The organism is Micromonospora sp. DT228, assembly GCF_049841595.1.
GTDB lineage: Bacteria > Actinomycetota > Actinomycetes > Mycobacteriales > Micromonosporaceae > Micromonospora.
In genome coordinates, this window is record NZ_JBNCKO010000010.1 from 199,433 (window position 1) to 213,558 (window position 14,126).

Below are 14,126 nucleotides of genomic sequence, written 5' to 3' on the forward strand. Positions count from 1 at the left end.
CCAGGGCATCAGTAGCGGCCCGACGACGCTGGAGGTCCCATGTCCGAGCCCGCTGACCGCCGTTACGGTCCGGCGACCCTGCCCCGGTCGCGCGGCCCGGTCTCCGCCGCGGTGCTCGACGCCTTCCGCCGCCCGCCGCACGACCTGCCGGCGGGGCTCGGCGCCGACCTCGACCCCGTCGACGCGATCACCGACGAGGACCTTCAGCTCACCCTGTTCCTCTGCTACGAGCTGCACTACCGGGGTTGGTGCGGGGTGGACGAGGCGTGGGAGTGGCAGCCGACGCTGCTCGCGCTGCGAGCCGAAGCCGAACGGCCCTTCGAGGCGGCGCTGCGCCTGCTGGTCGGCGCGCCGCGGGTGCCGGCCGCCGGGGTAGCGGCCGGCCTGGCCGAGGTGGTCGCGGCCGACGACGGCCCGCCGCTGGCCGCGACGCTGCAACGCCGCGCCGACCTGTCCCAGTTCCGCGAGTTCGTCGCCCACCGCTCCGTCTACCACCTGCGCGAGGCGGACCCGCACAGTTGGGCGCTGCCCCGCCTCGGCGGGCCGGCCAAGGCCGCTCTGGTGGAGATCCAGACCGACGAGTACGGCAACGGCCGGCTGGACCGGATGCACGCCGAGCTGTTCCGGGGCACCCTCGAACGACTGGGGCTGAACACCGCGTACGGCGCACACCTGGACGCGGTACCCGCGGTGACGCTGGCGACCAACAACCTGATGTCGCTGTTCGGGCTGCACCGGCGGTGGCGCGGCGCGCTGCTGGGGCACCTGGCCGCGTTCGAGATGACCTCCTCGCTGCCGAACCGCCGCTACGGCAGCGGGCTGCGCCGGCTCGGCCTCGACGAGGTGGCCACCCGCTTCTACGACGAGCACGTCGAGGCCGACGCGGTCCACGAGCAGATCGCCGCCAACGACATGTGCGGAGGCCTGGTCCGCGTCGAACCGGCCCTCGCCCCCGACGTGCTCTTCGGGGCGGCGGCCGGGCTCGCGGTGGACCGGTTGTTCGCCGGACACCTGCTGGACAGCTGGTCCGCCGGCCGCAGCTCGCTGCGCACACCCGCTGCGCCGACCGTGCCGCCGACCGTCTCGCTCACCGCGAGCGCGTCGGCCGCTGTGACGCCCCTGCCCGCCATCGCCTGATCCTGCCTTCTCCGGGCAAGCGGTCGGCGCTGCGGGTGACCGCGGCTTCGGCAGACCTGGACCCGCCGGTTCGCGCACTGCTGTCGGGAACAGGCAGTCTGATTTCGCTAGCATCCATTGCAAACCATGCCTTACGCTTTTACGGCAATCGTCCCACGGGTTCGCAGAGACGCGTAGGGGGATCGATAGCGTGATGCAGGGGCCAGTCCGCAATGAGTGGCAGTACGACGTTTTCGTCAGCTATGCCCGCACCGATGAGCACTTCAGTGGGAGAATTTCGGACATTACGCTCAGAATTCGCGAGGTTTTCCGGTCGCTCACCGGACGTGAACTCCGGCTCTTTCTCGACAGGGAAGCGATTTCGACGGCCTCGTTGTGGGAGCAGCGAATCATGACTGCCGTCGAGAACAGCGCAGTCTTGATTGCCATCCAGACTCCTTCGTATTTCACGTCGGAGTGGTGTGGTCGAGAGTGGGACGTCTTCACGATGCTAGAGGCGGAGCGCCGAGATCGACACAAATTGCTGCCCTACGAGTCGCTCATCTTTCCGATCTTGCTGACCGACGCGGCGTTGATGATGACAAAGTCGCCCGACACCCACCGTCGGGTGGCTGAGATGCGCAAGCGGCAGTCCATCAACATCAGCCGACTGAGCCCGCAGGCCGACGAGTTCACCGAACTCGTCACCCGGTTGGTGCGGGACCTTGTCGTGATGCTCGACAAAGTGTCGGGAAGCGGAACCACCGACGTCTTCTCGACCGACGAGCAACGTCTCGGTGCGAGCGCACGGGCGCCTGGTCGAATGATCCCACTGGTGGCCACCTATTCGGGAGCCGATCAGCAGAGGTTCACCCGACTCCTCACCGAGGCTCGCGCTGCCACGATCGTGGGAGTCGCCAACGGCTGGGTCGCCGACTGCCTGGAAGCTGCGCTGACTGCCAAACGCACGCGCGCCGGCCCGGACACTTTCTGGGATCATTTGCACGTAGTCTTTCTCGCGGATGATCTGCTCCCGTTTATTCACGACGAGTTTTCGATTGGGTTCCCGAGCCGTGCGGACGCGCTTCGGGAGCGGGTCCGACGATATGGCCAGACCAAGCGAAGAGTGATGTCGCTGCTGCTGCGATTCGGTACGGCAGGCCGCTGGACTCTCTACACCTATCCCTACCTGCTCCCGTTTGTTGGCAACATTTTTTACCTGTCCGACGACAAACGCATTGTCCAGTTGGCGATACCTCGGCCGTCGCGCGGCGAGGACGAGAACTTGTATATCGATTTCCTCGACAGAGTGGACCAGTATTTCGAATCGGCCTTCCGAGAAGTGGTGGAGGTGAGCCGAGAAGAGCATGAGGTGGTGCTGGTCGGTAGCCCAGGATGGCGGCCAGACACCTTCATCTGTCGCTCGGCCCGTTTCCGGAGAAGCGTGCTCGTGGAAGGAAGGAATAGCGAAGATTGGCTGGCGGCAGTGCTGGTTCTGACGTGGCGCCAGGGCGGCGAGGGGCCAGAACCGCTGCTTCAGGTGAACACGCCGCACAACTCGACGCGCGAGATGAGTAAGGCGTCTCATGTCAGTGGGTACGTGAATCAGCGCGATTGCTCACAGCGGCGCGGCCCGGATCACGAGTGGCTTGGTGAGTTCGAGATAGCCCCGGAGTCGATCGAGGCGGCGGTACGGAGGGAACTTGCCGCCGATTTCAGCATCGTGGAGCTTCCGCATGAACCACGTCTGACGGGAACCGTGCGCTTCTTCTACCCGGACAAGGAGAATTTATTCTTCTACGTCGTGGAGCAGGAACTTCCTCGCGCGCACCGCTTCACCGCAAATGTTCAAATGTTTCCGTGGACTGTCTCGGAACTCTTGACCGTGCGCCGAAACCAGGTCTTCTCGAACGTGCTACGGATGTTCGACGCGACGATGAGTGACAACCAGCGCGACCGAGCAGCCCGCATCGTCGGCCTCAATTTGCGCGCCCATGGTGAGCCGGGACTTGCCCTGTCCGTGGCAGATGCCATAAGTCAGAGGCAGGTGCCGTCGTCGTTGGTCGAAAGAATCCAGGCAGATCTTACCGCAACCACGGTCTACAGATACGCCGCAGGAAGAGAGCTGCACATAGACGGGCTCGCGGGCCTGCAGTACCGGGCGTTCTTCTCGCACCTTGTACCAGCCTACGCCGGCATCGGAATACCTGACTCCGCAGCCCTGCTGGCCGCGATCTCGAATGATCCTTCGCGAGCGGAGGCGGTTCAGGAACTAGGGGTCCTGTACAACGACGGCGAGTTCATGGTTTCAATTCCTATCGAGGTGTGAAGACCTTGGATCAAATCAGAGAGTTTTTCAATGATCGCTACCGATCGACGTCCAGGTATTGGTGGAACTATCCGCACGCCTACTCGGTCTCCCCTGAGGAGCATGCGGGGTCGTTGATGGCGCAGCAGATCCTCAGATTCGCGATCTCGCACGGACCGGGGCGAGTCGTGGATCTCGGCAGCGGTGAAGGGGCTGACGCGATACGACTCGCGCGGCTCGGCTGGGAGGTCGAGGCGGTCGAGCTCAGCGAGGTGGGTGCGGACAAAATCAGTAAGTTCGCCTCGGAAGTCGGCGTCTCGGTCAAGGTGCATCGCGTAGCCCTGGCGGACTTCGTTGCTGACGGATTGTTCGACCTGGTCATTTGCAATGGCGTTCTGCACTACGTCGAAGACAAGCAGGCCGCCTGCCGGCGAATACAGGATATGACAACGCCGGGCGGTGTGAACGCGGTGTCGTTGTGGAGCGACTACACGCCCGTTCCTGAATGCCACCGCGTGGTCCCGACGTTTCCGGACGCGGAAAGGGGTGTGGTGGTGGCCGAGTACGCCGAATGGCCGAAGTCGCTCATGTACTTCGAGCGCTTCCGGGGCGAGTCGGGGCATAATGACATGCCAGCGCACTTCCACAGCTATATCAAGATGATTGCCAACAAGCCGCTTGGCGAGAGTGGTTAGGGTGGGCGGGTTGACGGGGGAGTGCGGCGTGCGGCGTGCCGCTGTGAGGCCGCGCCGTTTCTGTTGTAACGTCGAGCATCTTGGTCACCCGGCGTCTCCCCTCGGCTTAGCCCAACTGGAGTGTGGATCATGCGTGACGTTGTGAACGAGCAGGACGAAATAATCGGTCGAGCCGCGAAGGAAGAATTCGGCACGCAGAACCTCATCTGCCGGGTGGCATTCATAATGCTGGCCAACAGTCGGGGCGAATTGCTACTGCACCAGCGTTCCTCGAACAAGAAAGCCTACCCCCTCTACTGGTCTGGCTCAGCGGCCGGGCACCTAGTGAGTGGGGAGGGCTATGAAGAGGGTGCGCGACGAGAACTCAAGGAGGAGTTGGGCATCGAAGTATCTCTCGAATTCCTCGGAAAGTTCTATTCCGCTCCGGATCGAGAGATGGTCGGCGTATTCCTGGGGTTCTATGACGGGCCATTGAAGATCGAGTGGCACGAAGTGGAGAGGGTTGAGCACTTCAGTCCGGCTGACCTGGAGAAGCGGCGGCCGACGATGCAGATCACGAGCTTCGTGGAACGGTCCCTGCCGATGGTCCTGCCGCGACTGTGAGGCGTTGACGTCCTTCCGCGTCGTGGCCCGGTGGTTTTCTGTGGTCTCCCTCGGTAATGGGTCTTTAGGCGGGTCTACCGTCGCGATCGGTGCCGGCGCGGAAGTTGATCGCCTTGTGGGTGCCGTCGCAGAACGGCTTGAGCGCCGACCTGCCGCACCTGCACAACGCCACTGTGCCCCGGCGCGCGTCGATGTGCTCGCCGTCCGGGGTGACGAGCGTGAAGTCGCCGCGGACCAGCAGCGGTCCGTCCTCGTACGGGGTGATCGTGGCGGCGGCTGATTCGCCTGTGTCGTCGGTGCGCATGGCCCCGGAAGTGCCCCTCCTGCGGCCGGCGAAACCGGGCCGTCCGTCGAGGTCGACCCGGGTTTGGCGGAACCGCGCTATCCCGCCCCGGTGGACACCCCGAGGTCACGGAATCCGAGTCGATCTGCCCTCGGCCGACCCGCTCCCGCCGTCCTCGGCCGATCGTCGCCGAACGGCGGTGATGACCGGCGCACCCCGCTGACCAGCGGAATGTGCCGCCGGGTGGGTGATGCCCCGTTTGAACCCCATCGGTACGGGAAGCCGGGCCGCGTGGTGAGCGAACGAGGCAAGGTGGGGCCGGTGCACAAGGTGCACAAGGGGCTCACGGCCGATGGCGCCGGTCTCGCCGGCGACCGGGTCGTGGCCGAGGGCAGCGCCGCCCGGGTGTTGGTCGCCGCCACCGCCCGGGCGCTGCGCGGGGTGGACTGTGCCGACCTCGGGCACACCGGGCCGACCTCGCGCTTCCCCGGCGCACCGGAGCCGGTACGCCGCGCCGCGGTCACCCGCGCCGCCGGTCGGGTCGCGCTCACCGTGGCCCAGGTCGACGAGGTGGACGCCGCCCGGGTGGCCCGCTGGTTCGTCGACCAGTATCCCCGCCGGCGCTACCCCGGAGTGCTGATCGGCTCGCCGCACGGCGCGACGGCACACCTCGCGGTGGCCCTCGGCGTGCCGTGGTTGCCGGCCGGCTTCGAGATGTCCGTGCACTGGTCCGACGGCGCGGTGGACCGCCCGGCGGACGCGCTCGCGCACGGCGCGACACTCGCCGCCCGGCTGCTCGCCGGCAACGCCGACCTGCACCTGCGCCAGGTGCACTGCCCGGCCAGCCGGGGCCCGCTGACCGGGGCCACGGTGTCGCTGACCGCCGCGTGGCGGGCCCTGCCGGCCGCGTACGCGCAGTTTCTGGCCGACCGGCTGCTCCCGGGCGCCCCCGTGCTGCTGATCCGTGACGCGCGCACCTGGCCGGTGCTGGAGCGCGGTCCCGGCCACAGCTTCCAGGTCGGCTGCCCGGCCAGCGGGCTGGACCCGGTCGACTTCCACCCGGACAGCCACGCGCTGCGGCAGGTGCTGCGCTCCGTCGGCGGCGACGCGGCCCGCTGGGAGCCACCGGCGGTCTCCGTCCCGTCGGGCTACGCCGAGTACGACGTCGACCCGGGCTTCGAACCGGCCGTGCGGAACTGGACCGCCCAGCACCAACACCCGCTGCACCGGGTGTTGGCGCCCCGGCCGGGGGCACTGAGCGCGGGCGTGGCCGACCTGTACCGGCGGTGGCTGCGCGGCGCCGGCAAGACCGGTGACCGGTTGGTGGTGGAGTGCGGTCGGCTGCTCGACCCGTGGCAGGTGGTGCGGGCGGGGCTGGTGCCGTACTGGTGTGAGAACGCCACCCGGCGCAGCGTGGACGAGGCCGAGTGGTGGCTGGCCGGCAGTGAGGCGTTCACCTCCGTGGACGTGCTGCCCGAGCCTCCCGGGATGCGCTCACCGGCGCTGGCCGGGCTGCCGCAGTGGCTGGCGGTGGCCGGGTTCGGGCGGCGCCGTCGGGCGTTGGACCGGACCGCCGCCCGGGGCTACCCGGTCACCTCGGTGCCGACCCGCCGAGCCACCGAGGTGCTGCGGGCCCAGCCGTACGACCTGCCCGTGCCGCCCCCGCTGGGGGCCGCAGAGGCGCTGGCCGTGCTCCGCGACAGCGGGGGCCACCAGGGGTTGCTGGTCTCCTGAGGCGGAGCACGCCGAAACTTCCTCGCGAACCCGGGGTCCCGTGATTGAGTACCTACGGAGCGGGAACATCGCTGGCTGCGACGTCCTGATTGCGCTGCGTAGACGCGGTGTCGCCCGCTGGCATCCCAGTCACTTACCCACTTTTCCGGCCCGGTGCGTGGCTCGACCACGCGCACGACCGGTTTCCCGATCCGGGCGGGGGACCTTCCTGAGGGAGGCGCGGATGTTCGGACAGACGAGCACGACCACGACCACACCACCACCACCCAACGACCGAGGTCTGGAGGACCTCGACGCGGCGGCACTGGCGTACGCGGCCCGGATCGCCGGGCTTCCGCCGGAGCGGCGGGGGGAGGCACGCGACGACCTGGTGCGCTTCGCGCTGCCGTTCGCCGGGCGGCTGGCCCGCCGGTACCGGGGTCGTGGTGAGCCGCTGGAGGACCTGGAACAGGTGGCCCGGCTGGGGCTGGTCAACGCCGTCGACAGGTATGACCCGGAACGGGGCTCGTTCACGGCGTACGCCGCGATCACCATCGTGGGGGAGATCAAACGCCATTTCCGGGACCGCACCTGGGGCGTGCACGTGCCCCGCCGACTGCGGGACCTGATCCTCGAGGTCGGACAGGCCACCGCCGCGCTGACAAGCGAACTGTCCCGGGCGCCGTCGGTGGCCGAACTGTCGGCCCGACTGGAGACACCGCAGGAGGAGATCCTCGCCGCGCTGGAGTCGGCGGCCGGCTACAGCCCGGCCTCGCTCAACGCCCCGGTGGGTGGTGAGAGCTCCGCGGAGTTCGGCGACCTGGTCGGCGAGTCGGACAACGCCCTGGAGTCGGTCGACGACCGGGTCACGGTGAGCGGCCTGCTGCACCGACTGCCCTGGCGTGAGCGGCGCATCCTGGCGATGCGCTTCTACGGCAACCAGACCCAGGCCGAGATCGCCGCCCGGTTCGGCATCTCGCAGATGCACGTGTCCCGGCTGCTGTCGCGGGCGCTGACCTGGCTGCGTCAGGCGATGCTCGCCGACGCGCCGCCGCCCTGGCAGAACGGCGCCGCCGAACCCGACCCGGGCAAGACCCGCATCTCGGTGAAGCAGAACGGCGACCGCGTGGTGGTCGAGGTCGGCGGCGAGATCGACCGCGACGGCGCGGACCAGTTGCGCCGGGCCATGCTGGAGGCGGTCACCGGCCAACCCAGCGAGGTGGTCGTCGACCTGGTCGGCGCGGGTGGGTTCGACGCCGGGGGGATCGCCGCGCTGATGGCGGGGCGCGACGCCGCGGAGCGGACCGGCGTGCCGCTGCGGCTGACCCGGGTCCAACCCGCGGTACGCCGCTCGCTCACCGCCGCCGGCCTGGCTCCCGTCCGGGACTGAGCCACCGCCCCTGGCCGGTGCTTACTCCCGTCCCGCGAGATCGGGGCGGCGCGCACACACCGACCGACACGACGAGGGCCGACACCACCGGGTGTCGGCCCTGCGCGCGTACGCCGATCAGTGGTCTTCGGGGTTGCCGTCGCTGTGCGGGTGCCGCCAGCGTTCGTGCGGCTTCGGCGCGTCGTCGGCGTCCTTGGGCGCGTCGCTCTGCTCGAAGCTCGGCCGACGGACGCCCTCGGGCTCCGGCACGTCCACCGGCCGGGCACCGGACCGCGGCGCCGGCTGGAAGTCGGTCGCCTCCCGGGCGCCGTGCGCGCCCTCGGCGGCCGGCGACTCCGGCGTGTGGTGCTCCGTCCGCAGCTCCTCGGCGAAGTGCTGCGGCGGCTTCGTGGTGCGCTGCGGCAGGTCCCGGCCCAGATCGGCGACGAGCGGGCCGTACTTCAGGTCGAAGGCGGGGCGCTCGGAGCGGATCCGGGGCATCCGGTCGAAGTTGCGCAGCGGCGGCGGGCAGCTTGTCGCCCATTCGAGGGAGTTGCCGAAGCCCCACGGGTCGTCGACCGTCACCACCGCCCCGTACCGCCAGGACTTCCACGCGTTGTAGATGAAGAACAACGTGGACAGGCCGAGGATGAACGCGAAGATGCTGGAGACCGTGTTCAGCGTGGTGAAGCCGTCGCTGGGCAGGTAGTCGGCGTACCGGCGCGGCATGCCCTCGCTGCCCAGCCAGTGGTGCACCAGGAAGGTGCCGTGGAAGCCGATGAACATCGTCCAGAAGTGCGCCTTGCCGAGCCGCTCGTCGAGCAGTCGTCCGGTCATCTTGGGCCACCAGAAGTAGTAGCCGCCGAAGAGGGCGAAGACCACGGTGCCGAAGACCACGTAGTGGAAGTGCGCGACCACGAAGTAGCTGTCGTGGGTGTGCCAGTCGACCGGCGGGCTGGCCAGCAGCACCCCGGTGAGGCCGCCGAGCAGGAAGGTGACCAGGAAGCCGATGGCGAACAGCATCGGCGTCTCGAAGGTGAGCTGGCCCTTCCACATGGTGCCGATCCAGTTGAAGAACTTCACACCGGTGGGCACGGCGATCAGGTAGCTCAGGATGCTGAAGAACGGCAGCAGCACCTGGCCGGTGGCGAACATGTGGTGCGCCCAGACCGTCATGGACAGCACGGTGATGGCGATGGTGGCCAGCACGATGCCGGTGTAGCCGAAGAGCGGCTTGCGGGAGAAGACCGGGATGATCTCGGTGATGATGCCGAAGAACGGCAACGCGATGATGTAGACCTCGGGGTGGCCGAAGAACCAGAACAGGTGTTGCCAGAGCATCGGGCCGCCGGTGGCCGCGTCGTACACGTGCGCGTTGAGCAGCCGGTCGGCGGAGAGCGCCAGCAGCGCGGCGGCCAGCAGCGGGAAGACGAGGATCACCAGCACGCTCGTGAACAGCATGTTCCAGGTGAAGATCGGCATCCGGAACATGGTCATGCCGGGCGCGCGCAGGGTGAGGATCGTGGTGATCAGGTTGACCGCGCCGAGGATGGTGCCGAGCCCGGAGATGACCAGGCCGAGCACCCACATGTTCGCGCCCACCCCGGGGCTGTTCTCGACGCTGCTCAGCGGGTTGTACGCGGTCCACCCGAAGTCCGCCGAGCCGCCGGGGGCGAGGAACCCGCCGACCACCATCAGCCCACCGAACAGGTACAGCCAGTAGGCCAGCGCGTTGAGGCGGGGGAACGACACGTCCGGCGCGCCGATCTGGATCGGCACGATGAAGTTGGCGAACCCGAACGCCGCCGGCGTGGCGAACAGCAGCAGCATCACCGCGCCGTGCGAGGTGAAGAGCTGGTTGTACTGCTCGGAGGAGAGGAACTGCATCCCCGGGCGGGCCAGCTCGGCGCGCATCAGCATCGCCTGCAGCCCGGCCAGCAGGAAGAACCCGAAGGACGTCAGCAGATACAGCAGGCCGATCTGTTTGTGGTCGGTGGTCGCGAGAAATTTGATCAACGAGCTGCCGGGGACCGGTGCTCGTACCGCTCCGGGGAACCCCCCGAAGCGGGCCGGCGCCAGGATCGCCGGGCCCCGATCGCGACCGGGTTCCGTGGTTACCCGCTTGGGCATGGCTGCTCACCCCGTCGTGACGGCAGAAAGGACGGGCGTGCCTACCCGACCCTTGCACCATGTAACCAGCCCAGAGCGGGAATTTCGGTCAGATCGCCAGTACCGGCGCGAGCACCTCGAACGCTCAGGTCGCCGGCAGCATCGCCCAGACGGCCTTGCCCGGACCGGCCGGCACGCTGCCCCAGCGCTGGGTCAGCTCCCGTACCAGCAGCAGGCCCCGCCCACCCTCGGCGTGCAGATCCGTCCCGCCCGCCCGGGCCTGGGCGCTGCTGCCGTCCACCACGGCGAGGTGCAGGTACGGCCGGCGCAGGGTCACCGTCACCTGCATCGGCGTGCCGGCGTGCCGGACCACGTTGCCGACCAGTTCGCTGAGCACCAGCGCGGCCGGGCCGGACGCGTCCGGCAGGTTCCACCGCGCACACGCGTCGGTCACCAGGTCCCGGGCCCGCCGGCAGGCCCCGGCCACCGGCTCCAGCCGGGCCCGCATCCGCAGCGTGGACGTCGTGCCGGCCAGCCGCGTCGCCTCGGCGCAGTCCGGCGACGTCGGGACCACCCGGCAGGTGGTCGACTCGGCCAGCCACCGCGCGGCCACCGGCGTCGGGGAGCAGAGCACGACCGGCACGGACGGCCACTCTTCGGCCCGGCGCGCGGTCGCGGCGAAGACCGACAGCGCCAGCCGGTCGCGAACGTCGACCTCGGCCATGTCGACCACGAGCGCCTCCGTCTGTTCGACGAGAGCGCCGTTGAGCGCCTGGTGCACCTTGCGCATGGTGCCCAGGTCCAGTGCGCCACTGAGCCGGACGACCGCCACCGGTGCCGTGGTGCGCACGTCGCAGGTGATCCGGCTGGACATCGGCGCCCTCGATTCGCTGCATGGGTCGGGATCTGCCAACTACCCGACGCCGTCCCGCGCCAAACGGGATCGGCCGCGAGGCGAGCCAGGTCACGCCGCGAAACGGGCAGGTCACGAACGGTGCCGGCCGGTGCCGATCCCCAGCGCGATCAGGCCGGCGCCGAGCCCGAGGTGCAGCCAGCCGTCGGCGTCGTTGACCGGTAGGACGTTCGCCCCGGTGTCGTGGTCCACCGCCAGCCCGTACAACCACAACACCAGGTAGACGGCGCCGCCGCCGATCAGGAACGTCCGGGCGCCGCTGACCGTGCGGGCCAGCACCAGACCGGCCACCCCGAAAGCCAGGTGTACGAGGTTGTGCAGCACCGACACCTGGAAGACGCCGAACAGGTACGCGCCCGAGCCGTGGCCGGCGAAGCGTAGGGCGTCCATGCCGCTGGTGATCCCCGGCACGAAGCCGAGCGCCCCGACGAGCAGGAACAGCACCCCCGCCGACGCCGCGGCGCGACGCACCGGCGGCCTGCCGTCGGCCGGGTTGGAGCGCGCCCGGGAGTGCGCCATCGGTCCGACCATCACCGGCTCCTCGCTGCGCGGCGGGCATGAGGCTGCGGGGCTACCCGCTGCCGCCACCGCCAAACCGCGCCACCGGTCCGGTCGCGCCGCTGGTCGGGCCGGGTCGCTGGTCGGGCCGGGTCGCTGGTCGGGCCGGGTCGGCGGTCAGGCGGGGAGCAGCCTCGGTGCGGTGGCCAGCTGGCGGACCCGCTCGTACAGCTCGACGTAGCGCTGCGCCATCACCGCGGGAGTGAACCGCTGCGCGGCGACCCGCCGGCACTCGTCGGGGTCGAGCAGGCCGGCTCCGAGTACGAGGTCGCCCAGCTCCTCCTCGTCGGTGGTGAGCAGCCCGGTACGGCCGTGCTCGATCAGCTCCGGCAGGCAGCCCCGGGCGGTGGCCACCACAGGCGTGCCCAGGGCCAGCGACTCGACGACCGCCGTGCCGCCCGGCTCCTCCCAGCGCAGCGGGAACAGCGACGCGCGGGCGCTGGCGAGCAGGTCGTCCCGCTCCTGACCGGCCACGGTGCCGACCCAGCGGACCAGGTCGCCGTCGACGTGAGGCGCCACCTCGTCGAGGAAGAAGCGCACGTCCGGGTTCTGCCGGGCCTCGTCGCCGGCCGCGGCGAGATCGGCGGGCCGATGATACGGGCCGACCGGCCCCGCCAGGACCAGCGGGAAGCCGACGCGGTGCGCGAGTCGGGCCCCCACGTCCTGCCCCTTGCCCGGGTTGATCCGGCCCAGGATGAGCAGGTGCTCGCCCTTCTCCGGTCGGGGCCGTCGGTCGGCGTCGACGGCGAGCGGGGTGGACAGGTGCACGTGGCCCACCGAGTGCTCCCGCAACGCCAGCGGCGCGCGGGCCAGCTGCGACGCGGAGACGCCGTTGACCCGGACCCGGTCGCCGCCGTCCAGAGCGCCGTAGAGCGCCGGATGCTTCGCCAGGTCCCAGTGCAGAGTGTGCAGGGTCGGCGGGCCGGCCGGTCCCATCGCGGCGAGAGTGGCCAGCCCGACCGCCTCCACGTGGTCGTGCACCAGGTCGATGTCGTCGCGGGAGTGCAGCTCCCGTACCACCCCGGCCAGGTGCGCCTGGGCGATCCCGCAGACCTGGTTGTACGGCCGCTGCAACGCGGCGAACTGCCCGTCGGCGAAGACCGACACCTGTTCGTCCACCGGCAGGGTGCTGCTGCCCACCGAGGCGAGCACCACCCGTACGCCGAGTCGCCGCAGCTCCGGCACCAGCGTGGCGATCACGTTCTCGATGCCGCCGTAACCGGGTGGCGGCACGGACAGCCACGGGCCGGCGTTCATCAGCACGGTCAGGCTCATCGTGCCCGTCCCTTCCCGGCGGCTGTGCCTCCGGTCCGCGACTGCGGGGCTCGCGCGATCGGCTCAGTCCTCGCGCTCACGGTGCCTCCGGTCCGCGACTGCGGGGCTCGCGCGATCGGCTCAGTCCTCGCGCTCACGCGGCGGCCACCCGGCGACGGGGCACCCGGTGGCTCAGCTCGGCCAGTGGTGGGCGCTCCTCGATGGACACGTCGCTGACCACGATCTCGCGGTCGAGGTTGGGCAGCGTGTCGGAGCCACCGCGACGGAACTGGGTCAGCAACGCCTCCGGTGTCAGCCCGGGGGTCGCCCAGCCGCGCCGCTGCAACCGGGACCAGGCGGTCAGCATGATCTGCGCGGACATCCGGCCGAGGGCAGCCGTGTCCTGGTGCCGGTGCTTGCGCTCACCGAGGTCGACCTGCGCCATCGCGTCCAGGCCGACCAGGTCGAGCAGGTCGATCATCATGGCCGTCTCCACCCCGTACCCGGAGACGAACGGCACCCGGGCCAGGACGTCCCGGCGGCCCGCGTACTCCCCGGCGAGCGGCTGCACGAAGCCGGCCAGCTCGGGCCAGAACAGGTTGAGCAGCGGCCGGGCCATCAGCTCGGTCACCCGGCCCCCGCCGTCCTGCTCCACGTTGGCGGCGCCCACGAGCGGGCGGTGGTAGAAGCCCTTCACGAAATCGACCGACGGGTCGGTCAGCAGCGGGCCGAGCAGCCCGCTGACGAAGTGCGGGCGAAACTCCCGCAGATCGGCGTCGATGAATGCCACCACGTCACCCTCGGCGGCGGCCAACCCGGCCCAGAGCGCGTCGCCCTTGCCGGCCAGCCGGGGCAGCCCCCGGGTCATCGCGTCCTGACTGACCACCTCCGCGCCGGCGGCGCGGGCCACCTGCGCGGTCCGGTCGGTCGACCGTGAATCCACCACGATCAACTCGTCGACCAGGGCGACCCGATCCATCAGGTGCTCCCGGATGGTCGACACGATCGCGCCGACGGTGGCCTCCTCGTTGCGGGCCGGCAACACCACACTGACCCGCGTCGCTCCCTTGGCCCGCAGCAGCCGACGTGCCGGCCAGTCCGCCGCCGACGTCGTCCGGTACGTGGCCCAGGCCTCCACCACCGGTGACACGTTCGCTGTCGTATCCCGCACGGGCACCCCTCCGTTCGTGCGTGGAAAAACCGAA

At 69.7% G+C, this 14,126-nt stretch carries 12 protein-coding genes; 6 read left to right on the forward strand and 6 right to left on the reverse strand.

Translation table 11 applies throughout. The features are described 5' to 3' along the window. The first annotated feature begins 39 nt into the window (after positions 1 to 39). The 4 genes from ACLQ29_RS21450 to ACLQ29_RS21465 all read left to right on the forward strand — a co-directional run bounded on the left by ACLQ29_RS21450 (position 40) and on the right by ACLQ29_RS21465 (position 4,722). Entirely contained in the window at positions 40 to 1,137 is a 1,098-nt protein-coding gene (locus ACLQ29_RS21450) for an iron-containing redox enzyme family protein (RefSeq protein ID WP_425773273.1), read from the forward strand. Positions 1,138 to 1,330: 193 nt separating this feature from the next. After that, a complete protein-coding gene (locus ACLQ29_RS21455; protein ID WP_425773346.1) occupies positions 1,331 to 3,445 on the forward strand; it encodes a toll/interleukin-1 receptor domain-containing protein in 2,115 nt (704 codons plus the stop codon). Beyond that, positions 3,442 to 4,119: a class I SAM-dependent methyltransferase gene (locus ACLQ29_RS21460; RefSeq protein ID WP_425773274.1), complete on the forward strand. Its 678-nt coding sequence runs from the start codon at positions 3,442 to 3,444 to the stop codon at positions 4,117 to 4,119. Before ACLQ29_RS21455 ends, ACLQ29_RS21460 begins: the two co-directional genes overlap by 4 nt. 129 nt (positions 4,120 to 4,248) lie before the next feature. Then, positions 4,249 to 4,722: an NUDIX hydrolase gene (locus ACLQ29_RS21465; protein ID WP_425773275.1), complete on the forward strand. Its 474-nt coding sequence runs from the start codon at positions 4,249 to 4,251 to the stop codon at positions 4,720 to 4,722. 64 nt (positions 4,723 to 4,786) lie between these two features. Here ACLQ29_RS21465 and ACLQ29_RS21470 read toward each other — a convergent pair whose 3' ends face one another. Further along, on the reverse strand, positions 4,787 to 5,026 hold the full coding sequence (locus ACLQ29_RS21470; RefSeq protein ID WP_425773276.1) for a CDGSH iron-sulfur domain-containing protein: 240 nt from the start codon (positions 5,024 to 5,026) through the stop codon (positions 4,787 to 4,789). A 270-nt stretch (positions 5,027 to 5,296) separates the two neighbouring features. Here ACLQ29_RS21470 and ACLQ29_RS21475 point away from each other — a divergent pair, with 270 nt between their 5' ends. Both ACLQ29_RS21475 and ACLQ29_RS21480 read left to right on the forward strand, forming a co-directional pair. Continuing rightward, positions 5,297 to 6,739, forward strand: coding sequence for a hypothetical protein (locus ACLQ29_RS21475; RefSeq protein WP_425773277.1), 1,443 nt, complete (start codon positions 5,297 to 5,299; stop codon positions 6,737 to 6,739). A gap of 223 nt (positions 6,740 to 6,962) precedes the next feature. After that, positions 6,963 to 8,108: a SigB/SigF/SigG family RNA polymerase sigma factor gene (locus ACLQ29_RS21480; RefSeq protein WP_425773278.1), complete on the forward strand. Its 1,146-nt coding sequence runs from the start codon at positions 6,963 to 6,965 to the stop codon at positions 8,106 to 8,108. 117 nt (positions 8,109 to 8,225) lie between these two features. Here the strand turns inward: ACLQ29_RS21480 and ctaD are convergent, their stop codons facing one another. The 5 genes from ctaD to ACLQ29_RS21505 all read right to left on the reverse strand — a co-directional run bounded on the left by ctaD (position 8,226) and on the right by ACLQ29_RS21505 (position 14,059). Then, a complete protein-coding gene (gene ctaD / locus ACLQ29_RS21485) occupies positions 8,226 to 10,217 on the reverse strand; it encodes a cytochrome c oxidase subunit I (protein ID WP_425773279.1) in 1,992 nt (663 codons plus the stop codon). A gap of 124 nt (positions 10,218 to 10,341) precedes the next feature. Then, positions 10,342 to 11,070 carry an STAS domain-containing protein gene (locus ACLQ29_RS21490; RefSeq protein WP_425773280.1) on the reverse strand — a complete coding sequence of 243 codons (729 nt, stop codon included), beginning with the start codon at positions 11,068 to 11,070 and terminating at the stop codon, positions 10,342 to 10,344. Between the two features lie 111 nt (positions 11,071 to 11,181). After that, positions 11,182 to 11,640 carry a DUF4383 domain-containing protein gene (locus ACLQ29_RS21495; RefSeq protein ID WP_425773281.1) on the reverse strand — a complete coding sequence of 153 codons (459 nt, stop codon included), beginning with the start codon at positions 11,638 to 11,640 and terminating at the stop codon, positions 11,182 to 11,184. A gap of 144 nt (positions 11,641 to 11,784) precedes the next feature. Beyond that, on the reverse strand, positions 11,785 to 12,942 hold the full coding sequence (locus tag ACLQ29_RS21500) for a glycosyltransferase (protein ID WP_425773282.1): 1,158 nt from the start codon (positions 12,940 to 12,942) through the stop codon (positions 11,785 to 11,787). Between the two features lie 133 nt (positions 12,943 to 13,075). Further along, positions 13,076 to 14,059 (reverse strand): glucosyl-3-phosphoglycerate synthase, encoded by a 984-nt coding sequence (locus tag ACLQ29_RS21505; protein ID WP_425773347.1) that lies wholly within the window; start codon positions 14,057 to 14,059, stop codon positions 13,076 to 13,078. Between the last annotated feature and the right edge of the window lie 67 nt (positions 14,060 to 14,126).